General features: G+C 60.2%; 20 protein-coding genes. 18 read left to right on the top strand and 2 right to left on the bottom strand.

Annotated features, from left to right (window positions below; translation table 11 throughout):
- Positions 1 to 37: 37 nt before the first annotated feature.
- From AADA04_RS09995 to AADA04_RS09960, 8 genes are all read left to right on the top strand, one after another.
- Positions 38 to 1,369, top strand: a complete 1,332-nt coding sequence (locus AADA04_RS09995; protein WP_340693118.1) for a hypothetical protein — start codon at positions 38 to 40, stop codon at positions 1,367 to 1,369.
- Positions 1,360 to 1,788 carry an MAPEG family protein gene (locus AADA04_RS09990; protein ID WP_340693117.1) on the top strand — a complete coding sequence of 143 codons (429 nt, stop codon included), beginning with the start codon at positions 1,360 to 1,362 and terminating at the stop codon, positions 1,786 to 1,788. The genes AADA04_RS09995 and AADA04_RS09990 overlap by 10 nt, the downstream gene beginning before the upstream one ends.
- Positions 1,789 to 1,848: 60 nt before the next feature.
- Positions 1,849 to 2,925: a peptide chain release factor 1 gene (gene prfA, locus AADA04_RS09985; RefSeq protein WP_340693116.1), complete on the top strand. Its 1,077-nt coding sequence runs from the start codon at positions 1,849 to 1,851 to the stop codon at positions 2,923 to 2,925.
- Positions 2,922 to 3,782, top strand: coding sequence for a peptide chain release factor N(5)-glutamine methyltransferase (prmC, locus tag AADA04_RS09980; RefSeq protein ID WP_340693153.1), 861 nt, complete (start codon positions 2,922 to 2,924; stop codon positions 3,780 to 3,782). The genes prfA and prmC overlap by 4 nt, the downstream gene beginning before the upstream one ends.
- A gap of 193 nt (positions 3,783 to 3,975) precedes the next feature.
- Entirely contained in the window at positions 3,976 to 4,680 is a 705-nt protein-coding gene (locus AADA04_RS09975; protein WP_340693115.1) for a DUF4167 domain-containing protein, read from the top strand.
- A gap of 50 nt (positions 4,681 to 4,730) precedes the next feature.
- Entirely contained in the window at positions 4,731 to 5,222 is a 492-nt protein-coding gene (locus tag AADA04_RS09970; protein WP_340693114.1) for a GNAT family N-acetyltransferase, read from the top strand.
- 128 nt (positions 5,223 to 5,350) lie between these two features.
- Positions 5,351 to 7,966 (top strand): ATP-dependent chaperone ClpB, encoded by a 2,616-nt coding sequence (gene clpB, locus AADA04_RS09965; RefSeq protein ID WP_340693113.1) that lies wholly within the window; start codon positions 5,351 to 5,353, stop codon positions 7,964 to 7,966.
- Positions 7,967 to 8,031: 65 nt separating this feature from the next.
- The gene (locus AADA04_RS09960; protein ID WP_340693112.1) at positions 8,032 to 10,002 is read left to right on the top strand and encodes an alpha/beta fold hydrolase; all 1,971 of its coding nucleotides are present in this window, start codon (positions 8,032 to 8,034) and stop codon (positions 10,000 to 10,002) included.
- Positions 10,003 to 10,017: 15 nt separating this feature from the next.
- On the opposite strand, the gene AADA04_RS09955 is transcribed toward AADA04_RS09960, so the two are convergent.
- Complete coding sequence (locus tag AADA04_RS09955) at positions 10,018 to 11,385, bottom strand: M23 family metallopeptidase (protein WP_340693111.1); 1,368 nt, start codon at positions 11,383 to 11,385, stop codon at positions 10,018 to 10,020.
- Between the two features lie 115 nt (positions 11,386 to 11,500).
- Positions 11,501 to 12,874: a M23 family metallopeptidase gene (locus tag AADA04_RS09950; protein WP_340693110.1), complete on the bottom strand. Its 1,374-nt coding sequence runs from the start codon at positions 12,872 to 12,874 to the stop codon at positions 11,501 to 11,503.
- Between the two features lie 173 nt (positions 12,875 to 13,047).
- On the opposite strand from AADA04_RS09950, the gene AADA04_RS09945 reads away from it, so the two are divergent.
- The 10 genes from AADA04_RS09945 to mnmA form a co-directional block, all read left to right on the top strand.
- The gene (locus tag AADA04_RS09945) at positions 13,048 to 16,386 is read left to right on the top strand and encodes a YdbH domain-containing protein (RefSeq protein ID WP_340693109.1); all 3,339 of its coding nucleotides are present in this window, start codon (positions 13,048 to 13,050) and stop codon (positions 16,384 to 16,386) included.
- Positions 16,387 to 16,459: 73 nt separating this feature from the next.
- Entirely contained in the window at positions 16,460 to 16,660 is a 201-nt protein-coding gene (locus tag AADA04_RS09940) for a YnbE family lipoprotein (RefSeq protein ID WP_340693108.1), read from the top strand.
- A 19-nt stretch (positions 16,661 to 16,679) separates the two neighbouring features.
- Positions 16,680 to 17,027 (top strand): YdbL family protein, encoded by a 348-nt coding sequence (locus AADA04_RS09935; protein ID WP_340693107.1) that lies wholly within the window; start codon positions 16,680 to 16,682, stop codon positions 17,025 to 17,027.
- A gap of 224 nt (positions 17,028 to 17,251) precedes the next feature.
- Positions 17,252 to 17,893 (top strand): histidine phosphotransferase family protein, encoded by a 642-nt coding sequence (locus AADA04_RS09930; RefSeq protein WP_340693106.1) that lies wholly within the window; start codon positions 17,252 to 17,254, stop codon positions 17,891 to 17,893.
- 100 nt (positions 17,894 to 17,993) lie between these two features.
- Complete coding sequence (locus tag AADA04_RS09925; RefSeq protein ID WP_340693105.1) at positions 17,994 to 18,359, top strand: response regulator; 366 nt, start codon at positions 17,994 to 17,996, stop codon at positions 18,357 to 18,359.
- A 69-nt stretch (positions 18,360 to 18,428) separates the two neighbouring features.
- Positions 18,429 to 19,271 carry a protein-glutamate O-methyltransferase CheR gene (locus tag AADA04_RS09920; protein WP_340693104.1) on the top strand — a complete coding sequence of 281 codons (843 nt, stop codon included), beginning with the start codon at positions 18,429 to 18,431 and terminating at the stop codon, positions 19,269 to 19,271.
- 99 nt (positions 19,272 to 19,370) lie between these two features.
- A complete protein-coding gene (locus AADA04_RS09915; RefSeq protein WP_340693103.1) occupies positions 19,371 to 21,026 on the top strand; it encodes a SulP family inorganic anion transporter in 1,656 nt (551 codons plus the stop codon).
- A gap of 115 nt (positions 21,027 to 21,141) precedes the next feature.
- Positions 21,142 to 23,046, top strand: a complete 1,905-nt coding sequence (locus tag AADA04_RS09910; RefSeq protein WP_340693102.1) for a copper resistance system multicopper oxidase — start codon at positions 21,142 to 21,144, stop codon at positions 23,044 to 23,046.
- Positions 23,043 to 23,837 (top strand): copper resistance protein B, encoded by a 795-nt coding sequence (locus AADA04_RS09905; RefSeq protein ID WP_340693101.1) that lies wholly within the window; start codon positions 23,043 to 23,045, stop codon positions 23,835 to 23,837. The genes AADA04_RS09910 and AADA04_RS09905 overlap by 4 nt, the downstream gene beginning before the upstream one ends.
- Positions 23,838 to 23,933: 96 nt before the next feature.
- On the top strand, positions 23,934 to 24,868 hold a 935-nt coding region (gene mnmA / locus AADA04_RS09900; RefSeq protein ID WP_340693100.1), incomplete at its 3' end, for a tRNA 2-thiouridine(34) synthase MnmA.

Raw genomic sequence — 24,868 nt, 5'->3', positions numbered from 1 at the left:
AGCTGTTCATCAAACTGGCTGAAAGGGCGGCGCCTGAATGATCTGGTTGCTCAAGCGGATACCACTTCTCCTACTGATCGTTGTCATGGCGCTGGTCATGTCCAACTGCACCATGTTGGGGTTGAACTATGCCAGCCTCGCGACCGACAACAAACCGGTGCCCCAGCCGCCGCTCGATGTTGCGGCATTCGCTGAGGATTCGGACCGCCGGGATGCATTGAAGCAGGCTTTCGAGGACACGCTATACGGCCCCTGGCCGGAGGGCATGCCTGTCACACATGGCGATTGGCGCGTCGTGGATGCTGACTATCTCGACGGACGCGGGACGCTCGAAGAAGTGCCAATCACGATAGGATCGGGTTCCGGCGCGCGCACATTCCGTCTCGTTGCCGCATTCCCGAAGACGCCGGGCAAATCACCGCTTGTGATCAGTCAGACGTTTGCCAGTAACTGTGCCGCGTTTCCCGGAAGTCCGGTGACGGCGGCCGACGGGTCCATCTGCGATGGTTCGGAGATGGGCGGTTTCGTCGGGTTTCTGGCGACCAGCATTTTTGGCACCTACATCGCCGAAGTCCCGGTTTCCCGCTATTTTGATGCCGGTCTCGCCTACGCGAGCTTCTACGCAAGCGAACTCGTCCCGGACCGCAACGGCGAGGCGCAGGCCGTGATGGCGAGCATGGGTGGCCCGGTTAACCCCACAAGTGCCCTGATGGCCTGGGCTTACGGTTTCTCTGCTGCGCTTGACGTGCTGGAGGCCGATCCGCGCATTGATGCAAACCATACGGCTTTGATGGGCCATTCCCGTCACGGCAAGTCGGCGCTTATCACCGGCGTGTGGGACCGCCGGGTTGATGCCGTGATTGCCCACCAGTCCGGATTCGCGGGCGCAGCATTGTCCCGTTCCACAACCGGAGAAGGCCTCGTGCGCATGGCCAAGACATATCCACATTGGCTGGCACCGACGGCGCAGGATTACGTCGAGGACCTTTCGGCACTGCCGGTGGATCAGCACGAATTGCTCGCACTGCTCGGCCCGACACCGGTCTTGCTTGGTAACGGTCGCCGCGACGTGTGGTCCGACCCGAATTCAACCTATCGGGCCGCGCAGGCGGCGTCGGCCATCTATCAGGCAGAGGGCACCGATGGCCTCACGCGTGGAGGCATGAAGGCGTATGACCCCAGCGCCAGCCTTGCCTTCTGGCTCCGTCCCGGAGGCCATAGCGTCGTATCTGAAGACATCGACGCATTTACGGCCTTTCTCGATGCCCATCTCGGTCAGCCTCAAGGACGTGAATCTGCTGTTCAAACTGCAGATTGCCCCGTAGGTTCCCCCACAATAATAACTGAGGGAGGGGCAAAATGTCCGTAACTGTTGAACTACTGAAACCCGTTCTGGCGCTGATTTGCTGGACGCTTGTCATGTGGCTGTGGATGTACGCGACGCGTATCCCGGCGATGCAGAAGGCGAAGATCGATCCAGACTTGGCCCGTCACCCGGGCACATATGGCGACAAGCTTCCGGCGAATGTCCGGTCGGTTGCTGACAATTACAATCATCTCCACGAACAGCCGACGATCTTCTATGCGCTGATGTTCTTCGCGGCCCTGACGGGTGGTGAGGGGCATTTCATGGTGCTGGCGGCGTGGATCTATGTGGGCCTGCGAGTGCTCCATTCGCTCGTTCAGGTATTGCAGCCGAAAGTGATCCTGCGCTTCATGGTATTCGCGCTGGCATCGATCACCTTGATCGTGATGGCCGTGCGCGAAGTGCTTCGAATCTTCGTCTAAGCGCAGACTGTGGCAGCGAGGGCGCTTCACGCGCCCTCAAAACCGCTCTAAAGGGCGGCCATGGCCACTATTTCCCCTTCCAGACTCCAACAGGTTGTCGACCGGTTCGAACAGGTCGAAGCTCGCATGGGCGCAGCGACTGAGACGCCCGAGATAATCTCCCTGTCGAAAGAGTATGCTGAGCTGAAGCCCGTCGTCGACAAGGCGCGCGAGCTGATGTCCGCCCGCAAGGAGCTGAGTGAAGCGGAGGCGCTTGTCGCAAGCGGCGATCCCGACATGGTTGAACTGGCGCGGGATGAGGTGGAGGAGTTGAAGGAACAGCTGCCTGCGCTGGAGCAAGAGGTCCAGGTCCTGCTCCTTCCGAAAGACGTCGACGACAAGGCCGATATCGTGATGGAACTTCGCGCTGGCACCGGCGGTGATGAAGCCGCGCTGTTTGCGGGCGACCTCTTCCGCATGTACTCGCGCTATTTCCAGATCATGGGTTGGAAAGTCGACATTATCGATGCGTCCGAAGGCGATGCGGGTGGCTACAAGGAAATCATCGCCAACGTGTCGGGTGACGGCGTTTTCGGGCATATGAAATGGGAAAGTGGCGTGCACCGTGTCCAGAGGGTTCCCGCCACGGAGACGCAGGGACGCATCCACACGTCAGCGGCGACAGTCGCGGTTCTGCCCGCACCCGAAAATGTCGAGATCGAAGTGCGCCCGGAGGATGTCCGCATCGATACAATGCGTTCCTCTGGCGCCGGCGGACAGCACGTCAACACGACCGACTCTGCCGTGCGTATCACGCACCTGGCAACAGGCATCGTCGCAACGAGTTCCGAGAAGTCCCAGCACGTCAACCGCGAGAAAGCGATGGAGCAGCTCAAAATCCGTCTCTACGAACGTGAACGTTCTGCCAAGGATGCTGAACGGGCCGAAGCGCGGGCCAGCCAGATCGGTTCGGGCGACCGCAGCCAGAAAGTCCGGACCTACAATTTTCCGGAAAACCGGATGACCGATCACCGTATTGGGCTGACGCTCTATTCGCTTGACCGGATTATCAGCGGGGACAAGCTGAATGACGTGGTCGAGGCCCTCATCACGGAAGACCAGGCCCGCAAGCTCGCGGCCATGGAGGATGACAACTGAACCGGCCGACGTATACGGACCTGATCGTCGAGGCGGCCGGTCGGCTGCGTAATGCCGGCCTGGAGACACCGCAGCGGGAAGCCCGGCATCTGATGTCACTGGCGTCAGGGCTGGCCATGTCGGACCTTATTATCAGAGGGCATCAGGCGGTTCCTGAAAGCCTGTCGGACGCGTTCGGACGAATGGTGGCGCGTCGGGAAGCCCGTGAGCCTTTCCAGCATATCGCGGGTTCGGCATCTTTCTTCGGGCTCGAATTCATTTCAGATGCGCGCGCGCTGGTGCCGCGGCCTGACAGTGAAGTCGTTGTGGAGGCGGCGCTGCGTCTTTTGCTCGATCGTCCCGGCCTATCGATCGCCGATCTTGGTACGGGCTCGGGTTGCCTGCTCGTTGCGATGCTCAGTGCCAGGCCAGACGTTACGGGTGTCGGTATCGAGGCGGATGCGGATGCGGCGTCCCTCGGGGCAGAGAATATTGCACGCCATGGCCTTGAAGCGCGCGCCAGCGTTATGGTGTCGACGTGGAAGGACTGGCAGGGTTGGCAGGACGTTGACCTGATCATTTCGAATCCGCCCTATATTTGCACGGACGTGATCGCCACGCTTGATCCTGAAGTGCGGATGCATGATCCGGCAGCGGCACTTGATGGCGGCAAGGACGGCCTTGACGCGTATCGTGAGATTGCCGGTCTTGCCCGAACGTTTTTGAAACCAGGAACGCCCCTGGTGCTTGAGATCGGATTCGATCAGAATCGCGCGGTACGCGAAATTCTGTTGGCGGCGGGTCTTGTCGGTGTTGGTGGTGGCAAGGACCTGGGCGGAAATGACCGCGTCGTATGGGCTATTCAGCCCGATTCCTGATACTCACTTTTCTGCTTGGCGGCGTGCATAATACAGGTTAGAACCTATGCGTGAGGTGTTGGAAGCCGCTTAAGGCAAGTCGCTCCACCCTCGTCAGACTCGCGCAAATACGGGGCTCGGCCAAAAATCCTTCGGCCATTGCGTTGGGAATTGCCTGCAAGACAAGCAGGCGCATGAAACAGGATACACATTCATGAAACGCTCACGCGGGCGCAATCGTCGCTCAGGCGGTAATACCAGTAACGCCAATCACAATAACCCGAACCGGCACTATGAAAGCGTCGGACCGGACGTGAAGATCCGTGGCTCAGCGCAACAGGTCCTCGAAAAATACCAGCAATACGCCCGGGACGCCCATACCAGTGGCGACCGTGTCCTGTCAGAAGCCTATTTCCAGTTCGCTGAACACTATCAGCGCATTGTCGCCAAGCAGGCGGAAGCCAAGGACCGGCAGCAGCAGCCGCCTCAGCAACGTGGCGGACGCGATGATCGGGATAACCGCCGCGACAATCGCGGTGACGATTCCGACGATAATTCCAGTTCCGACGCGGATCAGGATGAAGCCACGGTAGAAGTGACGTCGCGTGCGCCTCGCAACGAGGATTCCGATAATGACGAATCCGCGCCCGCGAAAGCGGAGCCGATCAAGGTTATTGATGCCGACGACGATGCCGGAAAACCTGAAGTGGCTGCGGAGACCAAGCCGAAGCCCAAGTCGGATTCCGATCGCCCGAAAACACGCCGCAAGCCGTATCGTGCAAAAGAGACCTCCGAAGGATCTGAGGTCGTGACGGACGGGGTTATGAAGACGCTCTCGCGCGGTCGCCGCAAGCCAGCACAGGCTGCTGAAAGTGAATCAGCGGGCGCCAACGATTCCGCTGAAACGGCTGCAGACTAGGCGTCGCCGTTTTGCAAGGCGATCGAGCTGAAATAGCAATTCGACGGGCCGTGCCTACGGATGCCGAAGCCTTGCGGGAGCTTGGCATTGCATCCTTCGTCGCGGCGTTCGAGAATCTCTATTCGCCAGAAGATCTTGATGCATTCCTGTCCGAAAACTATGGACTCGCCACCTGGCAGCGTCAGGCGGCGCAGGCTGATCGGCCGATATGGGTTGCCACAACATCGAACGGAAATCTGGTGGGCTACGCTCAGGCCAGCCCCTGCGACCTTCCGGTCGACCCGATGCCGGTGGGCGCGCTCCAACTTCGCCGGCTCTATGTTCGTCCGGATATCCTGTCTGCGGGTATCGGTGCGGCGTTGATGTTGCGGGTCTTCGAATGGGTCGAATCTGCGGGCCGCCCCCCTCTCTTTCTGGGAGTCTGGTCAGGCAACGACCGCGCCCAGAAATTTTATTCGCGATACAGATTCAGCAAGGTCGGCGAATACGATTTCCCGGTTGGCGCGCAGGTTGATCGCGAATTCATTTTCCGGCGCGATTGAACTTGTCGCAGGTGGCGCGACTTGCGTTGCCGGATGTCACTCCCCAAATTCAATACATCAGCAAGGGACCGCCGCTGAGCGGGGTCTCTATTCCATAGTTCTTGTCTGCCTTTGGAAGGGGATGAATAATGAATATCGAACAATATACAGAGCGCGCACGCGCGATCGTTCAGGGCGCCCAGACGCTGGCGCTGGCCGAAGGCCACCAGACGCTCACACCTGCCCATGTCCTGAAAACCATGCTTGAAGACCGCGACCAGATGGCGGTCAATCTCATTCGTGCGGGAGGCGGACGGCCAGAACTCGTTGTCCAGGGTGTCGACGCAGCGTTGGCAAAATTGCCCAAGGTCAGCGGTGCGAATACGGGCCTGCGTCTTGAACAAGCCAGCGCCAAACTGTTCCAGGATGCCGAGGCCGGCGCGAAAAAGGCGGGTGACTCCTTTGTTACGACCGAGCGACTGCTGCTGGCGATAGCCGGACTGTCCGGCGATCCGGCGGCCGACGTCCTCCGTAGTTCCGGAGCCAGCGTCAAGTCGCTGGAAACGGCGATCGACGAGCTGCGCCAGGGGCGAACGGCCGATAGCGCCAATGCTGAAGAAGGCTACGAGGCGCTGAAAAAATATGCCCGCGATCTCACCAAGGATGCCCGTGAGGGCAAGCTCGATCCGGTCATCGGCCGCGATGAGGAAATCCGCCGCACAATGCAGGTTCTCTCCCGCCGCTCCAAGAACAACCCGGTCCTGATAGGTGAGCCCGGCGTCGGCAAGACCGCGATTGCCGAAGGCCTTGCCCTGCGAATTGTGAACGGCGACGTGCCGGAAAGCCTGAAGGGCAAGCGACTGCTGGCGCTCGACATGGGCGCGCTGATTGCGGGCGCAAAGTTCCGTGGTGAGTTCGAGGAGCGCCTGAAAGCGGTGCTGAACGAAGTCCAGCAGGCTGAAGGCGGCGTGATCCTGTTCATCGACGAGATGCACACGCTGGTCGGTGCGGGCAAAGGCGACGGCGCGATGGATGCGTCAAACCTCCTGAAGCCAGCCCTCGCGCGCGGCGAACTCCACTGCATTGGTGCGACCACGCTCGACGAATACCGCAAGCACGTTGAAGGCGACCCGGCGCTTGCCCGTCGTTTCATGGCTGTGTTTGTCGACGAACCATCGGTTGAGGATACGATCTCCATCCTGCGCGGCTTGAAGGCGCGTTATGAGGCGCACCATGGCGTGCGTGTCTCGGATGCCGCGATTGTTTCCGCTGCGACACTGTCCAACCGTTACATCACCGACCGCTTCCTGCCCGACAAGGCCATCGACTTGATGGACGAAGCGTCTGCGCGCCTGCGCATGCAGGTCGATTCCAAGCCGGAAGAGCTCGACGAGATCGACCGGCGGCTTTTGCAGCTGAAGATCGAAGCAGAAGCGCTCAAGAAGGAAAAGGACGCCGCGTCGAAAGACCGTCTCAGCACAATCGAGAACGACATTGCCGAACTTCAGTCGCAATCGGATGAATTGACGACAACCTGGTCAGCCGAAAAGAACAAGCTCAAGGGCACGGCAACTGCAAAGGACCAGCTCGATCGGGCCTATGCTGACATGGCTGAGGCACAACGTTCAGGCGATCTGACCCGTGCATCCGAACTCAAGTTCTCTACCATTCCTGCGCTCGAAAAGCAGATCAAGGATGTCGAAGGGTCCGATGAGGCTGATGATGGTCTTGTGTCGGAAGTTGTTCGGCCGGAGCACATTGCAGCGGTTGTTTCCAAGTGGACCGGAATACCGGTCGACAAGATGCTGGAAGGCGAACGAGAAAAGCTCCTGCACATGGAGGATGATCTTCGCAAACGCGTCGTCGGCCAGGACGCGGCCCTTGAAGCCGTATCGAATGCCGTGCGTCGCGCGCGTGCAGGATTGCAGGATCCGAACCGGCCCATAGGCTCGTTCCTGTTCGTTGGCCCGACGGGTGTCGGCAAGACCGAGCTGACCAAAGCGCTCGCCGAGTTCATGTTCGAGGATGACACGGCGATCCTGCGCCTCGACATGTCGGAATATTCCGAGAAGCATTCGGTTGCGCGCCTGATCGGTGCCCCTCCAGGTTATGTCGGCTATGATGAGGGCGGTGCGCTGACAGAAGCAGTACGGCGCAGGCCTTATCAGGTGATCCTGTTCGACGAAGTCGAGAAGGCTCACCCGGACCTGTTCAACACGCTTCTCCAAGTGCTTGATGACGGCCGCCTGACCGATGGTCAGGGTCGGACCGTGGACTTCAAGAACACGATCATCATCATGACGTCGAACCTCGGTTCAGATGCCTTGGCGAGTGGTGCCGAAGGTGAGATTACCGATGACGTCCGCGAAAGCGTGATGAGTGCGATCCGGATGCACTTCCGGCCTGAATTCATCAACCGTATCGATGAGATCGTCTTCTTCAAGCGTCTCGGACGCGACGAGATCGACCATATCGTCGATATCCAGATGGGCCGCCTTGAGCATCTCCTGTCAGCCCGCAAGATGAAGCTGGATATCAGCCCCGATGCCCGCAACTGGCTGGCCGCGCGAGGCTACGACCCGGTCTATGGTGCAAGGCCGCTGAAGCGCGTGATCCAGAAGGAGTTGCAGGATCCCCTTGCACGCCTCCTGCTTGAGGGCCGTATTGCCGACGGCGAAACGATCCATGTCGGGGTGGAAGGTGATGTGCTTTCCATCAACGGCGTCCCGAACGATTTCTCCAAGGGCAAAGTGGTTCTGAACTAGCAACCTTTGCTTGCTCCTTCCCTCCCGCCGCGTTAGCGATAAAGGCTACAACGCGGGAGGGAATTTTGCACAACCTTAAACGGCTGGCTGTGGCCGGTGTTTCTTCGCTTTGCCTTGCACTTGGTTCCGGCGCCGAGACCTTGAATGAGGTCGCTGAGCTTTTTGGTCGGGCAGACGCAATCGGAAATCCCCAAATATCGCCTGACGGGAAGTACCTCGCGGTGGAGTGCGCACCGCAAGTTACGGCTTCGATCTGCATTCTACCGCTGGATTCCAGCGACGCGCCGATTCTGTTGCCTGCATTTCAAGACGTTCGTGTGGTTCGGCACTACTGGGCCAACAATGACACCTTGATCCTCGATATCGAAGCGTTCGAGACGCTGCAGGTCAGCTCGGGCAAGGAAGACTATATCTTCGAGCGGGCCGTTGCTTTCAACCTGACCGACCAGAAGCCGGTGATGTTGATGAAAGACAACCGTAGCTGGCTCGACACGAACAATCTTGTCGCGATTGCACCTGATGAGACTGACAAGATCATGTTTTCAATCGTATCCAAGGTCTCGGACAACGAACCCGGGCGGGTGCGAACAAAAAATGGTGATCGTGCCACCTATTCCGTGATGAAAACTGACCTGAAAAAGGGAAGTTCTCGACAAGTCGACTCTGACACACGTTTCGTCGTCGGTGCAGTTCACGCACCGGATGGAACAATGATTGCCGAGCATCGGTATCGGGAAGTGAGCCGGGGCAATCACGAGGTAAGCATAACCAAAGGCAAGAAGGTCTTGTTCGAACGACAGAACCTTTCCTTCAATCCGCTCACGATATGGGGTTTGGATTCATCCGGTGAAAACCTTGTGGTCTTCCTCGATGAAGGCGAGCCTTATGGACTGCATCGTATGTCGCTGGACGATGGCACGCTGACCCGTATTGATCTCGGATACGAAAGTGGGACTGTGGCTCCGGTAATCGATTCGCGTTCTCTGCAGGTCGTTGGCTTTGAACTGCCTGGCGACAAGACCATGCAGATTTTTGAAGACCCGGCGCTCAAGTCGCAGCTTGAGGCAATTGCCGCTGCGATGAACGGAGCGGCGGTCATGATCGAGTCGTGGACGGACGACCGATCTCAGAGTGTGATCGCAGTCGAGCATGCAGGCCAGCCGATAGACTATTATCTTTTCGAACCGGACGTTGGCGCGCTGTCGCCAGTCGGCAACAAGGCGCCGCATCTTGATGCGCGCCCGCTGGGCCAGATTGAAGCCATTTCTTATCATGCTCGCGATGGTCTGCTCATTCATGGATACCTCACGCTTCCGCCGGGCAAGGCACGGAGTGATGGTCCGTTCCCGCTGATTTTGCTTCCGCATGGCGGACCGGAAACGAAGGATGCGTTCGGCTTCGATTGGTGGGCGCAAGCGTATGCGGCAGCAGGCTATGCGGTCATCCAGCCAAATTTTCGCGGCTCCATCGGATACGGTACGGATTTCCGGGATGCAGGCTATGGTGAATTCGGAGACAAGATGGTCACTGATATCCTCGATGCCGCAGTATGGGCTGACGATGAGGGTGTATCCGTTTCCGGCAATGCCTGCATCGTAGGCGCCAGCTATGGCGGCTATGCGGCCTTAATGGCGCCCTTGCATGACGAGGCGGCAGTTCGATGCGTCGTCGCGGTAAACCCGCTGACGAACCCGTTCAAGTTCCTGTCCGATTATGGCTATCAAACTTTTCTCGTAAACAGCGTGGAGCGGTTTCTGGGCGTGAGTCGTTTTGATTCCACCGAGAGCCGTCAACGTATCACGCCGACGTCACGGGTGAACGAATTCAAGGTTCCTGTCTTGCTTATCGCGGGCGATCAGGACTCGACCGTGCCTTTCGAGCAGAGCCAGGATCTGGCAAACGCTGCTCGCGGCGTTGCGGACGTCACGCTCATCACACTGGATGACGAAGATCACTATCTGCAATCGACGCAGGCGCGGTTTGATGTCCTGTCGAACAGTTTGGACTTTCTCAACGCGCACCTGTCTGCCGACTAGACGGGGCTCGTCCTTTTAAGGACTGCTCGTGTGCACCACGGGCAGTAGCGATGTTGCCATGACATTGTCTGGAACCGTTGCGCCGCGGAGGGCGTCGATTTTTGCCTTCTGCGTGATGAACGCTGCAAATTCCTCCGGCTCGCTGGCCAAGTTGCGTCCTGACGGCAATTCGAGCGTCATCGGGTTCACATAGCGATGGTTTCGGCGGATTTCGTAGTGAAGGTGCGCGCCGGTTGCCGACCCGGTATCGCCGACATAACCGATGATATCTCCGGCATTCACGGTGTCGCCAGCGACCAGACCGGCAAATTTCGACATGTGCGCGTAGAGTGTTTGGTAGCCTCGCTTGTGTCGGATGCGAACATGCCGACCATAACCGTCACTGAAGCCAGTGGATTCGATGATGCCGTCACCAGCGGCCAGGATTGGTGTGCCGGCCGGGGCGCGATAGTCGATACCTGTGTGCAGGTGCAATTGTCCCGTGAGCGGATGATAGCGCTGGCCGAAGCCTGAATTGATCGGCACGCGTCCGATGGGGAAGCGCGTGAGGAAAGGTTGGGCAGCCACACCATTGGCGTCAAAAAACTCGGTGCGCCCAGAGTCGCCGGGCGTATAGCGATACCAGCTACCGTGGCTCGACACGCCGTTGAATGCGGCGAACACGAGGTCGCCATTCTCGATGAAGTTTCCGCGCTCGTCTTCGGCGATCTCGAATACGGCGTCATAGCGCTCGCCCTTTTTTCCGCCAGACGAAAGGGCAGGATCATCCGGGAACAGGGCGGCAAGCGCGGTGGCATGTGCCGGTGTGCCGCCAGCGCCAACAAGCGCAGCAGGGAGCGTTGTCTCGATCCTGCCTGCGACCCGTCGGTGCGACGTGACGAGGCGCGCGGTGAGTACGCTGACAAAGAATCTACCGTCCGCCTGACGCGTCGCCAGGAGCGTATTCTTGGCGTTTGGCTTGACTGACACCGCGATCAGGCGGCTTGTGTCATCCTGCAGGGTGCTCTCGTCGAAATAGGCGGTGAGGGCTGTTCCGGGGCGCATGCGCTTGCGGTCAACAAGGCCGGTCCGGCGCAGGGCGTCGACGGCGGCTTCCGCGTCTTCTGTACTGGCGCCGAGCACTTCCAGCACATCAGCGGCGGCGGCCCCGGCTGTGACCTGCCCGATCCTGTTCGCCGTCGAGGCCGAGGGCATGTTCTCACGGAAATCAAGCATCGCCTGCGCGGCATCCGCGCTGGTGAGGTTTTCCGGCTGTTGCGGGCGAACGAATATGAAGAGCGCCAGCATGCCCAGCACGACACAGGCGGCCATCGCCCATTCCAGCATATGGTGCGGGCGGAATGTGCGATCGACCTTTGCCGGGCCCAAACGTTTTTTCGTCATACCTGATGTCCCTTGCAGGGTCCGGATGGACCACGCTGAGTGATTCAGGGCATCACGAGCAAGAAATACGCCAACAACGCGAGTGTCGGGCGGCTTTTGCAGTATTCAGGATGGATCAGGGGCGTCCGGTTGAGGCCGATACGAGCAGAGCCTGGCCGATATCGGCGCCCTGACTGGCGCGAATCTGGTCGATTTCGGCCTTCTTGAGTGCAAATTCCTCAAGGATTTCAGGTGTCTCGGCCAGTTTTCGGCCAGTTGGCAACTTGAGCCGCATGGCGTTCATGGGGGTGCCCTTGATGTAGACCTCATAGTGGAGGTGAGGACCCGTCGAGGCGCCGGTAGAGCCAACATAGCCGATGATATCGCCCTGGCGGACGCGCTTGCCCGATTTCATTCCCCGGCCATAACGGGAGAGGTGCGCATAAGCGGTCTCGTAGCCATTGGCATGCTTGATTTTGACGTAGTTGCCATAACCGCCATAGCGGCTGGCCCGGACGACGACGCCGTGTCCGGCAGCAAAGACCGGCGTGCCTGACGGGGCCGCAAAGTCGGTTCCCTTGTGCAGGCGGGTGTAGCCCGAAATCGGGTGCCGGCGCTTGCCGAAGGATGATGACAGCCGGGCGCCATTGATCGGCGTTTTCATCAGGAATTTGGTGGCGCTTTCACCCTTGCTGTCGAAATAATCCGGCACTTGGTCATCGCTCGGTGTGAAGCGATAGAAATCTCGGCTGAGCGCTTGGCCATTGAGCGAGGCAAAGATCACGTCGCCGGATTTGATCGGCTTTCCACGTTCATCGACATAGGTCTCGTAGACGATCTCGAACTGGTCGCCTGGGTGAATTTCACGTTGAAAATCAACGTCATATGCGAACGCGTTGGCGAAATCGACGACCTGCTGGTCACCTGCGCCGAGCCGACGGGCCGTGTCGTAGATGGACGTATCGATCGATGCGGCAATGCGGTGGACGCTGGGGGTCAGGCGGGCATTCAGAGCGGTTGCTTCCCAGTTGCCGTCCTGGCTGCGTGTGATCAGGAGACTGCGGTCAGCTTCGGCACGGATCGACAAGGCTTTCAGGTGGTCACCGTCGAGATAGGTCTCTGCGGTGAGCCCGGGACGCAGGCGCCGCGCGTCCAGAAGGTCGCCGGAATAGAGTGTCTGCAGGGCGCTATTGGCATCCTGGTGATTGGCGCCGAGACTGACCACGAGCTCCGTCAGGGTCTGGCGCGATTTCAGCGTTCCTGTCTGATGCACGAGAACAGTGGAATCGGACATGTCGGTGGCGCTAAGCAGGGTCACGGCAAGCGGCGGCGGCGTTGCCGCCACAGCCGTTCCATGGGTGGGTTGGCCTGACGAATCGACCATGAAAAGACCGGCCACAGCTGAGGCCGTGCCCAGAATAAACAGCACAGCGAGGCTCTTCATGCCCTGGGACACGTTCCGCTTCGGCGTCCGTGTCGCATGCGGTTCGGTTTCGGTGTATTCTTCCACGCGTAACTTCCCGTTCTTCCCAAGCCCCTCCGCGTCACTTACGCAATTGCGGATGAACAAGCGTTCATTCTGACATATACGCGTTAAAGAATGCAGAACGCGCTAAATTTAGCCTTCTTGGCTTTTTAAGACTCTAGAATTCAAGACTAGCAAGAAGCAAGCCGGATTGTACCGTGAATACGACAGATGACCAAAATGTAGGAATCCCGGACGACGACACGCTGGAGCGTCCGATCCGTTGGGTTCGCTGGACGGTCGTGGCGGTCGTCCTTCTCCTGATCGGTGCCCTGGCAACGGGATGGTTCCTGCGCAAGACCGTCGCCGAACGCGCGATGGCTGGCTGGTGCGCCGAGCGGCAGCTCTCCTGTGAGGGGAAGTTTGTACAGATTGGCTCAGATGGCGCCACCATTCGCGACCTGAAAGTCCGCGCGGGCGCTGACGTGCCTTTCGAGGCATCGGAGGCCAGTGCGTATCTCAGCTGGCCGCGCCTGTTCACGCCGAAATTAACCGGCATTACCGTGGACAGGCCGGTCGTGCGCGGCACGCTCGATGAAACGGGCATGCGCTTCTACGGGCTCGAGAAGCTGGCCGGCCAATCGGATGGTGCAGGCAAAGTAACCTTGCCAGCGATTGAAATCACCGATGGACGGATATTCTTCGCAACGGAGGCGGGCGAGCTGTCCGCGACCGTGGCAATGCACGGCACCTTTCCAAAGAAAGGCACGCTCGACCTCGTGCTGGACCCGGCTGCGCTCAAGGGTGCTGAGAGCGAATTCAACTGGTCCGAAGGCGCCATTTCCCTGGTTGCGGACATGGGGCGGATTTCAGGGGATGCGAACATCGTCCTGGAGCGCGCCGATCTGAACACCGTCTCCATCACGGATGCGGTCTTCACAGCCAAGATCGATGCCGCAGATATCGGCGACGGACCGATGACACTTAACTGGACCGGCTCGGTCGTCGAGGGTGTGATTCCGGGCGGGCATCTGAGCGCGGTCCGGACCAGCGGCGAGGCGAGCTTCACCGAGCTGCCGAGCCTCTCGGCGACAGACGCACTGGCGGCGCTGACGGCTGCGACGTTCAAGCTGGAGTCCGGAGACGTGTTACGCGACGGGTATGGCGCGAGCACTTTGAGCCTTGAAGGTGACCTGAAAGGCGATGCCGGAAACATCGGCGGACCCGTCAGCTTCTCGGCATCCCAGGCCATCGCGCCGCAAGGTGGTGCCGGGGCGTTATCGTCGAATGGCACATTCAGCCGGTCAGCCGAAGGCACATTGCTATATGTCGGTCGTGCGTCTGCAACGGATGCGCATGTTGCTCCCGACCTGCGCCAGGAACTCACAGCGCCGATCGTATTTCCAGGCACATTATCAGATCACGGAAGCAGTTTTCGGTCTGCGGCTGTCCGGGCGCTGTCAAAGTTCGATCTGGATCTGGCGTTCAGTGCGGGCACGCGAGACGGCGTCTTCTCATTCTCAAGCCGGCAGGAAACCCTTCTGAAGGCTGCGTCCGGGTTGCGGCTGAAAATCATGCCTCCGGCGGATGGGCCGTGGCTGTCGATCCAGGGGCCGGAACGCGCTGTGCGTGGCAGCATCACGCTGTCTGGCGGCGGCGGTCCCGACCTGCAGTTCGGCCTCGACGACTTGCAGCAGGGAACCGCGGGACTCCAGATCAAGGCGCACGCATTCAAGCTCAAGCCCTGGACAGCCGGCGGAAAGACGCTGTCGGCTGATCTCGGGACGTTCGCCATGACCAGCGCGCCGGATCAGTTTGACCTTCTCGGCCGCGGGCGCTTGTCCCTGTCCGGACAGATGTCCGGGATCGACCTGAAGACGACCGAACTGGTTGGCGGGCTTCGCGCCACGCGTGATGAATCAGGTTGGCAGGTGCAGCCGGACGGCGCCAAATGCGTCAGTGTTTCCAGTCAGGGGTTCGTTTTCGGGAGCATTCGCGCCGAGCCTGTTCGCCTGAACGCCTGTCCGCAGGGCGATGGCTTCATCCGCAAGGGCGGCGCGTCTCCCGCCGGCACGGTCACGCTGGGCGCGGTAAATCTCCCATTCTCCACAGGGTCGACGTCCGGCACGCTGGACCTGACGAAGGCATCGGTCGACTGGTCGACAAATGGCGGGCTGGCAATGACAGTGCTCGCAAACCACCTCGACCTGCCTCTCGAAATAGGATCGCGCACCCTGATCCTGTCGGGTGAAGCACCGCGCATGGGTATCGCAACAGGCAGCGGCGCACCGAAACTGTCGGCGCGACTGGGTGCAACATTATTCAACGGGAAGCTGGTGCCTGCAAAGGTTTCTGCCGAGAGTTTCGTATTTGACGGGACCAGTGGAAAAGGTGGCCTGTCCGGCAATTTGAACGCCAACGGTGTCCTTATCCAGGACTATCGGAGTGACCCACTTTACCAGCCGCTTATCTCGGACATGACCGCAGCGCTGACCAATGGGCAGCTTGTCATGACCGGCCCGTTGCGCCTGAAGGCGGGCGGGACGACAGTTGCTGACACCACGATCAATCTCGACGTGGTAAAGCTCAACGGCACGGCGGCCATCCGTTCGCGCCCGCTGGCGTTCCGCTCTGGCGGACTCCAGCCTGTCATGCTGTCCGAAAAACTGCGCGGCGTCTTTACCCTTGCCGCTGGTGATGCGTCGGCAAAGGCAGATGTCGATATTGTTTCGGGGAAACTGTCCGCGACAGGGGACGTCACGATTGAGAAATTTGGATTCCAGACAACGCGGCTTGGCCGGATTGAGGACGTCAATGGCAAGATCCGGTTCAGCGACCTGCTGGAGTTGACGACAGATCGCGGACAGGTCGTGACTGTCGGATCGCTCAGCATCGGCGTTCCGCTGACGGATGGTCTGATCCAGTTTCATCTCGACAAGGGCAAGGTCCTGGGTGTCGAAAAGGCCGGTTTCCCGTTCGCGGGAGGCCGGATCGCGATCTCGCCTCTCCAGTGGACGCTGGGCGGCAACGACCAGCGCGTGGAGGTGACAGCTGACGCGATTGAACTCAGCCAGTTGGTGGCGGTTCTGAAGCTGCCCGATGTCCAGGCAACGGGCACGGTCAGCGGTACGTTCCCGGTGGATTTCGTCGGCAGCGAAGTCCAGGTGCGTGACGCGCTTCTGGCGGCTGACGCGAAGGGAGGGCGGATCGCTTATACAGGTGATGCGGTCAACTCGGCGGCCGACAGCGACCCGAATGCCAAACTGGCATTCGACGCGTTGAAGGACCTGCAATTCTCCGTCCTGGAAATCGGCCTGTCAGGCGACCTGATGAACCGGACCGTGGCAAGCGTGCATTTGATCGGTCGCAATACGCAGCCGCTGGCTTTCGGCAAGAAACTGACCATGCCGAAAGGGCAGGCGTTCGAGTTCAACTTGTCTCTCGATTCCGATCTGGCGGAACTGGTCAAGAGCGGGTCCTATGCCACCCAGCAGGACAAATTTGTCAAAATGGTCGTCGATATGGCCAATGATAAAGACAATCGGCCGGATGAATGAGAGACAACCATGCAGTCGATTGACGTTAAGCTGAACCATGTCATGTTCGCGCGTAGACAAAAGGAGTCATAAATTGACGACCCCGCAGAAAACACTGTTTCTTGTCGGTTGCGTTGCGCTTACTGCCGCATGCACGCCGACAATCCGAATTGAACCATCCGACAAACCCATCACGATCAATCTGAACGTGAAGATCGATCAGGAAGTGCGCATCAAGCTCGACAAGGATGTCGAAGACCTGATTTCCAACAACCCTGATCTGTTCCCCCAATAGCGACGACAGGATATATATCATGAACATGATCAAGAATGTCTTCATCGCTCTGGCCATCGCGTCGCTCGCCATCGTGAGCGCGCCGGCGGCACATGCTGGTGACCCCCAGCTCGAAGCCGCCATCTCCGCTGGCCAGGTCGGTGAGCGTATCGACGGCTATCTCGGCGTGGTCGGCTCGGCAGAACCTGCCGTCGTCCGCAAGGTTCAGGAGATCAACAACAGACGTCGCGCGCTTTATGAGCAACTGTCGCAGCAAACCGGAACCACGGTGGCCCAGGTGGCCCGTGTAACCGGTGAGAAGCAGATCGCGCGAACTGGATCCGGCCAGTACTACATGGACGAAACCGGCGCCTGGGTTAAAAAGTAAGGCGCACGCTGGCCTTGCCTGCAGCCTGTCAGGGCCGACCGCACACTTGGCAACGGCGCTTGTGCAAACGGATGATTCTTGTCCTGCACCCGAGAGCGGAACAGTCTTGCGCGCGGGGCGCGTGACAATACTGTTGCATGAGTTTCACGCCCTACTGATTGACACGAGACGCGGCTCACTCGATTTTGCACGTAATCTCACGTCAACAACGGGCTGGACCTTCCATGATCGATCCTGCACGGCTTTCAGCCTTCATATCGTCTCGCATCTGCCATGACCTCGTGTCACCCGTCTCCGGCGTGACCAGCGCCCTCGAAATGCTGGACGAACCCGGTGATTCCGACATGGACCAGCAGTTCGAGGAATTGCTTCGATCCAGTGCCCGCAAGGCGGCTGCGACGATCCAGTTCCTGCGCTACGCCTATGGCTCGCTTGGCCTGCAGGCTGGCACGGCCGACATGCATGAATTCAAGAAGATCACCGAGAACTTCCTGAACGGCCTGAAGCCCAGCATCGAATGGGATATCGCCACCGACCATCTCAGCTATTCGCACGCCCGCCTGCTGATGAACCTCATCATGATGTCGGTCGACACGCTTCCGCGCGGCGGCGTGATCCAGGCCCGCGTACGCAACGAAGCGGCTGGCATGACGATGACGGTCTCGTCGCGTGGCGAGCGGGTGAAACTGAAGGACGAGGCCGCCAGGTCTGTTCAGGGAATCGAACCCGAGGACGGCTGGAAGCCCGACAATATCCAGCCGCTGTTCGCAAAGATGATCTGCGACAGCCTGGAAGGCGAAATCACGGCCAAGCAGGGCGAGGATGTCGCCATCATCATGGCGACGCATATCCGTGCTGAAGGCTGATGCGACTTTTGACCGGTTTCTTCGAGACTGGCAGCGAAATCTTAACGCTCGTCGGGCAATCGTTAACTCGACCTGAAGGTCTGCTGTGGGAGCACCGACCATGAAAACCTGCCTGATCGTTGACGATTCGCGCGTCGTACGGAAAGTTGCGGCGCGCATTATCCAGGACCTGAAGTTCAATATCGTCGAGGCTGGAAACGGCGCCGAGGCTCTGAAGGCCTGCCGGGAAAGCATGCCGGACGCCGTGCTGCTCGACTGGAACATGCCGGTGATGAACGGGCTGGATTTCCTGCGGGCATTGCGCCGTGAAGATGGCGGCAAGAAGCCGCTGGTGGTATTCTGTTCTATCGAGAACGATGCCGAGCATATCAACGAGGCCATCCGGTCGGGCGCGGACGAGTTCATCATGAAGCCGTTCGACGCTGACATTCTGGAAAGCAAATTTGCAGAAGTCGGCCTCGTTTGAAGCATTTCTTAATAAAAGCCTCGATATTGGTAACGATTGGGGTCGAAATACCCGGGTTCGGAGCGGGACATGAAGGATGAGGTGTTCAACGAGTTGGCAGATCTGGCCCTGAAGGGGTCCGGACAGTCGATTCCGAAATCCAAAGCCTATCTTATCGAAGCCCGGCTCGCCCCCATCGCGCGGCGCGAGGGCTTCGGCACGATGGAAGACTTGGTCCATTGCGTGAAATCGCGGGCCAATCCCGCCTTTATCTCAGAGATCGCGGCGACACTGGTATCCAAGGACACGCGCTTTTTCCGTGAACGGGACACGCTGCAGCGCGTGCTGACGGATGTGTTGCCCGAACGTCTCAAGGCGACGAATACGGGGCGCCTCAAAATCTGGTTGGCGGGTGGTTCGACCGGACAGGAAGCCTATTCTCTGGCGATCCTGCTCGAAGACGAGCTGCCGCCCGCTCTTCGCGGCGCCAAGATCGAGATTCTGTCGACAGATATTTGCAAGGTCACGACCGAGAACGCCCGTATGGGCCGCTACGGTCACTATGATGTTCAGAAGGGACTTTCGATTCACCGCCTGACCAAGCATTTCAACCGGCTTGAGACGGGCCAGTGGGAAGCCAGTGAGGCCCTTCGGTCCCATATAAGTTTCCGCCAGCACAACCTGCTCGAAAGCGCGGCTGGCCTCGGCAAGTTCGATGTCATCATCTGCCGCAATGTGCTGCCGGGCATGGCCCGTTCTGCGCGCGTGCGTGTGGTTGAAAGCCTTGCAAGCCAGCTTGTGCCGGGCGGCCTGGTTCTGCTGGGTCAGGGCGAGGGCCTCATTGGCTTGACCAACAAGCTGGAGCCCGCCCGTGACTTCCGCGGCGCTTGGGTTGCTGCCGGAACGGCCAATGCCGCAGCATCGGCGGCCTGATCCACCATAGACGGGCGTCAGCCACAAAGTTGCAATGCAACATGATGCCTGTATGAGGTGCGCTCCTCCGCGCTGAACACATAGAAGCAGGCCCCAAACATGGTAAAATCGACTTTTGCGGCATTTGCCGATCGCGTCGCCCGTGCCGACTGGGCCGGAAATGGCCTGTCCGCCATGACGCCGATGCGGGTGAAGACAGAGCTGCTTGCCGGTTTTACCGTCGCCCTTGCGCTCGTACCTGAAGCAGTTGCCTTTGCCTTCGTTGCTGGTGTGACGCCGCTCGCGGGTCTCTATGCGGCTTTCATTGTCGGCCTGATCACTGCCCTGTTTGGTGGACGACCGGGCATGATTTCCGGCGCGACCGGCGCGCTTGCCGTCGTCATGGTCGGCCTGGTGCATGACTCCCGCATTGCCGAAGGAATGGGGCCGCAATACCTGTTCGCAACGGTCGTACTGATGGGGATCCTGCAGCTGATCGCGGGCGTCTTCAAGCTGGGCAAGTTCATGCGGCTGGTGCCGCATCCGGTTATGCTCGGTTTCGTGAACGGCCTCGCCATCGTGATCTTCCTGGCCCAGCTCGGCCAGTTCAAGGTGCCCGGAACGGCGGAAGTCGGCGGTCACGGCTTTGCGGGCGGCGAATGGATGAGCGGCGCGCCGCTCGCCATCATGCTGGGCCTTACGGCGCTGACCATGGCGATCATCTGGGGCATGCCGAAATTGACCAAGATCATTCCCGCCCCCCTTGCCGGGATCGGCATTGTCGCCGGCATCGTCATCGGGTTCGGACTGAACGTGCCGACGGTTGGCGATCTCGCTTCGGTGAAGGGCGGCCTGCCGCCTTTTGCCGTTCCTACTGTTCCCTTTACGTTCGAGACACTCGAAATCATCTTTCCCTACGCGCTGATCCTGGCGGCAATCGGCCTGATCGAGAGCCTGTTGACCCTGAACCTGGTCGGAGAGATCACCGGCAAACGCGGCGGTGCCTCGCAGGAATGCCTCGCGCAGGGCACGGCCAATGTCGTGACCGGCTTCTTCGGCGGCATGGGTGGCTGCGCCATGATCGGCCAGTCGATGATCAACGTGAAGTCGGGCGGGCGTACGCGCCTTTCGGGCATCTCGGCTGCGCTGTTCCTGCTTGCCTTCATCCTGGTCGGCTCCAGCCTGATCGAGCGCATTCCGCTCGCCGCGCTGGTCGGCGTCATGTTCATGGTCGTGATCGGCACTTTCGCCTGGCAAAGCCTGCGGATCATGACGCGCATCCCGCTGATGGATGCGTTCGTGATCGTGCTCGTGACCGGCGTGACCGTCGCCTATGACCTTGCCACGGCGGTGGTCGTTGGCGTGATTGTCTCGGCGCTCGCCTATGCCTGGAACAATGCGCGCCGCATCCATGTCATCGAGCGCGACAGCGTGCGCACGCCCGGCGCGCATGTGTACGAGATCGAAGGCCCGCTCTTCTTCGGCTCGACCGACGGCTTCGCCGAACTCTTCCACCCGGAAACTGATCCTGACGTCGTGATCGTCGACTTCAAGCGCTCCCGCGTGGTCGACCAGTCCGCCCTGCAAGCCATCGAAGACCTCGCTGCGCGCTATGCAGAAAACGGCAAGACATTGCGCCTGCGCCACCTTTCCCATGACTGCCACAAGCTGCTGAAACGCGCGGGGCAGCTGATGGTCGATGCGGACGACGATCCGGATTATGCACTGGCAGTGGATTATAATGTCCGCACGGGCGTTTTCGGCGGCGGACACTAGCCGGACGCGATGACTGATATGTGACCGGGCGGCTGCGCGAATATGCTTCGATAGGCTCCTGGCTTACGCTAGACAGACACGTAATTGACCCGCCGTGACTTCGCTAGGAGAGCCAATGCTGCACCGCCGCCACTTCCTCAAATATGTTGCTGGTAGCGCCGCGCTGGCCGGGGCAGGCCCGCTGCCGGCCTGGGCGCGTTCGTCCAGCGAAGGCAATCTCGGCATCCCGGGGCTGCAGGGCAACCGGTTCGACCTGACGGTCGGCAGGTTTCCGATGCGCATCAATGGCCGCGCGACCGAAGCGATCGGCGTCAATGGCTCTGCGCCGGCGCCGCTGCTGCGTTTCCGCGAGGGCGAGGAGGTGACGCTGAACGTCACCAACACGCTGGAAACCGACACATCCATCCACTGGCATGGCCTCCTGGTGCCGTTCCAGATGGACGGCGTGCCGGGCGTCTCCTTCCCGGGCATCAAGCCGGGCGAGACCTTCACCTACAAATATGCCGTGCCGCAGAACGGCACCTATTGGTACCATTCCCATTCCGGCCTGCAGGAACAGGTCGGCCATTACGGTCCGATCATTATAGATCCGAAGGACGCTGATCCGGTCGCCTATGACCGCGAATACGTACTCGTTCTGGGCGACTGGACGTTCGGCGACCCGGATCGCCTGTTTGCCAAGCTCAAGAAGCATTCCGACAGCCAGAATTTCCAGCAACGCACCGTCGGCAATTTCTTCGAGGATGCCTCCCGCAAGGGGCTCGGCTCGGCGCTGGAAGACCGGGCCATGTGGGGCGCGATGCGGATGTCGCCGCGCGATCTCGCGGATGTCGGCGCGCCGACTTATACCTATCTGATCAACGGTCGGTCGACGGCGGACAATTTCAACATGGTGTTCAATCCGGGCGAGCGTGTGCGCCTGAGGATCATCAATGCCGCGGCGATGACGCTGTTCAATGTCCGCTTGCCGGGGTTGCCGATGACAATCGTCCAGTCCGATGGACTCAATGTGCAGCCGCTGGAGGTCGATGAATTCCAGATTGGCGTGGCCGAGACCTATGATGTGATCGTCACGCCGCAGGTGGCGGAGGCGTTTGCCTTCGTCGCCGAGTCGATCGACCGGTCCGGACAGGCGGTGGCGACACTCGGCCCCCGGCCCGGCATGCGTGCGGCTGTACCCGCCCTGAGGCCAGTGCCGACCCTGACCATGAAGGACATGGGCATGGACCATGCGGCCATGGGGCATGGAGAGATGGAAATGGACATGGGCGCGGATGCGCCGGACGCGATGGACCACGGCGCGATGGCGGGAATGGATCACGCGGCAATGGGCCATGCGATGCCGGACCCGCACGGGCCGGAAGTCCAGATGGTGTCCATGGAAGCACCGATCAAACGCGAGCCCGGAATTGCCAATGTCGCCGCCATGCCGATGAGTCGTCTCGACGAGCCGGGAATCGGCCTTGACGATATTGGCCACCGCACCCTGACCTACAGCCAGTTGCGCAGCCTCGATCCGAGCCCGGATACGCGGGCGCCCGGCCGCGAGATCGTGGTCCACCTGACGAGCAATATGGAACGTTATATGTGGTCGTTCGACGGGGTGAAATTCTCCGAAGTGACGAAATCCATCCAGTTCCATGAGGGCGAGCGCGTGCGGCTGACCCTGATCAATGACACGATGATGCCGCATCCGATCCACCTGCACGGCATGTTCTTCGATCTCGTCATTCCCGGCGCCGAGGCCAGCGGCCACCTGCCGCGCAAGCACACCGTGATCGTGAAGCCAGCGGAGAAGCTCTCTGTGGACATTTCCGCCGAGCATGTCGGCGACTGGGCGTTCCACTGCCACCTTCTCTTCCACATGGCGGCGGGCATGATGCAGGTCGTCTCGGTCTTGCCATCGGAAAAGCCGATGCCGATGGCGGACCATCAGGGCCACGGGATGATGGACCATTCGACCATGGATCATTCGAAGATGAACCGCGACGAAATGGGCGATGAGGGGATGAAGCCATGATACGCGGAATGGCCCTTTGTGCGCTGGCGATATCTGTCGCGGCGCCGGTTTTCGCCGAGGCGACTGAAGGCGCAGCGCCGCCCTGGTCGATGGCGGATGAATATTACGATGCCGACGAGATGGCTGAGGCCCGCCACCACGTCCAGACGCATCACGGTGCCACGCGGCAGGTTTCTGTCATGGCGGACCGGCTGGAACTCCAGTCGTCGGATGAGGGCGACGCGCTCGTCTGGGATGGCAGTGCCTGGTATGGCGGCGATGTGAACAAGCTCTGGATCAAGAGCGAGGGCGCCTATTCGCTGGAGACCGACGACGTTGAGGACGCTGAAGTGCAGGCGCTCTGGTCGCATGCGATCTCGCCCTATTTCGACCTGCAGGGCGGGGTGCGCTACGATCTTGAGCCCAAGGGCCGCACGCATGCCGTTCTCGGCGTTCAAGGCCTTGCGCCCTACTGGTTCGAGGTGGATGCGGCGGCTTTCCTTAGCAGCGATGGCGATCTCAGCGCGCGGATCGAGGCCGAGTACGAGTTTCGCCTCACCCAGCGCCTGATCCTTCAGCCGCGTGTGGAAGCCGAACTCTCGGCGCAGGACATTCCGGAACTGGAGACGGGCTCCGGGCTGACCTCGCTCGATGCTGGCCTGCGGTTGCGATATGAAATCGTCCGCGAGTTCGCGCCCTACGTTGGCGTTGAATGGCAGGGCAGCTTTGGCGGCACGGCGGACTATCTCGAGGCCGCCGGGGAAGACACTGATCGCACGGTCTTCGTGGCGGGCGTGCGGACCTGGTTCTGAGGCGGGCGTCTTCACCCCCTCGCAATTTCCGTGATCCCGCGCTATATGCGCCCTTCCTGAAGCTGCTCCGGGCCTTGAACCCGGTTGGAGTACGACATGACAGATACCAAAACCGCTGCCTGGACGGGCGGCGTGAACTCTCTCGGATTTGACAAGAGCCCCGCCGATACGCGGGTCGTCGCCGCCATGTCGGGCGGGGTCGACAGCTCGGTCGTGGCCGCGATGCTGAAGGCCGAGGGCTATGATGTGATCGGCATCACGCTGCAGCTCTACGATCATGGCGCCGCCGTCGAGAAGAAGGGCGCCTGTTGCGCGGGCCAGGATATACATGATGCCCGGAACGTGGCCGACCAGATCGGCATTCCGCATTATGTGCTGGATTATGAAAGCCGCTTCCGCGAGCAGGTGATGGAAGATTTCGCCGACACGTATCTGGCCGGATCGACGCCGATCCCGTGCATTCGCTGCAACCAGACGGTCAAGTTTTCGGACCTGCTTCGCACCGCGAAGGAGCTTGGTGCCGATTGCCTCGCGACGGGGCATTATATTCGGCGGACGGACGGTCCGGACGGGCCGGAGCTTCACCGCGCTGCCGACGCAAGCCGCGACCAGTCCTACTTCCTGTTCGCCACGACGCGCGACCAGCTGGATTATATCCGCTTTCCGCTGGGCAGCCTGCCGAAGACGCAAGTGCGCGAGCTGGCTGACCAGTTCAACCTGCCGGTCGCGGCCAAGCCCGACAGCCAGGACATCTGTTTCGTGCCGGAAGGCAGTTACGCGAAAGTGGTGGAAAAACTCCGCCCCGGGTCCGGGCGTGGGGGCGATATCGTGCACCTGGATGGCCGTGTTCTCGGGAGCCACGAAGGCGTGATCCATTACACAATCGGCCAGCGACGCGGGTTGAATGTGGCCGTGGGCGAGCCCCTGTTCGTGGTCAAGATCGATGCGCCGAACCGGCGGGTTGTTGTCGGCCCGCGCGAAGCGCTGATGACGAGCGGCCTGTTGCTGGAAGAGTTGAACTGGCTCGGCAA

Origin of the sequence: Hyphomonas sp. (assembly GCF_037969335.1) — a bacterium.
Classification (GTDB): Bacteria; Pseudomonadota; Alphaproteobacteria; order Caulobacterales; family Hyphomonadaceae; genus Hyphomonas.
This window is presented reverse-complemented; position numbering and strand designations above follow the sequence as displayed.

Coding starts and splice junctions, on each gene's coding strand:
- AADA04_RS09995 (WP_340693118.1), top strand. CDS start 38: ATGATCTGGTTGCTCAAGCGGATACCACTTCTCCTACTGATCGTTGTC.
- clpB (WP_340693113.1), top strand. CDS start 5,351: ATGAATATCGAACAATATACAGAGCGCGCACGCGCGATCGTTCAGGGC.
- AADA04_RS09935 (WP_340693107.1), top strand. CDS start 16,680: ATGAACATGATCAAGAATGTCTTCATCGCTCTGGCCATCGCGTCGCTC.
- AADA04_RS09930 (WP_340693106.1), top strand. CDS start 17,252: ATGATCGATCCTGCACGGCTTTCAGCCTTCATATCGTCTCGCATCTGC.
- AADA04_RS09975 (WP_340693115.1), top strand. CDS start 3,976: ATGAAACGCTCACGCGGGCGCAATCGTCGCTCAGGCGGTAATACCAGT.
- AADA04_RS09925 (WP_340693105.1), top strand. CDS start 17,994: ATGAAAACCTGCCTGATCGTTGACGATTCGCGCGTCGTACGGAAAGTT.
- AADA04_RS09910 (WP_340693102.1), top strand. CDS start 21,142: ATGCTGCACCGCCGCCACTTCCTCAAATATGTTGCTGGTAGCGCCGCG.
- prfA (WP_340693116.1), top strand. CDS start 1,849: ATGGCCACTATTTCCCCTTCCAGACTCCAACAGGTTGTCGACCGGTTC.
- AADA04_RS09990 (WP_340693117.1), top strand. CDS start 1,360: ATGTCCGTAACTGTTGAACTACTGAAACCCGTTCTGGCGCTGATTTGC.
- AADA04_RS09905 (WP_340693101.1), top strand. CDS start 23,043: ATGATACGCGGAATGGCCCTTTGTGCGCTGGCGATATCTGTCGCGGCG.
- AADA04_RS09915 (WP_340693103.1), top strand. CDS start 19,371: ATGGTAAAATCGACTTTTGCGGCATTTGCCGATCGCGTCGCCCGTGCC.
- AADA04_RS09955 (WP_340693111.1), bottom strand. CDS start 11,385: ATGACGAAAAAACGTTTGGGCCCGGCAAAGGTCGATCGCACATTCCGC.
- AADA04_RS09920 (WP_340693104.1), top strand. CDS start 18,429: ATGAAGGATGAGGTGTTCAACGAGTTGGCAGATCTGGCCCTGAAGGGG.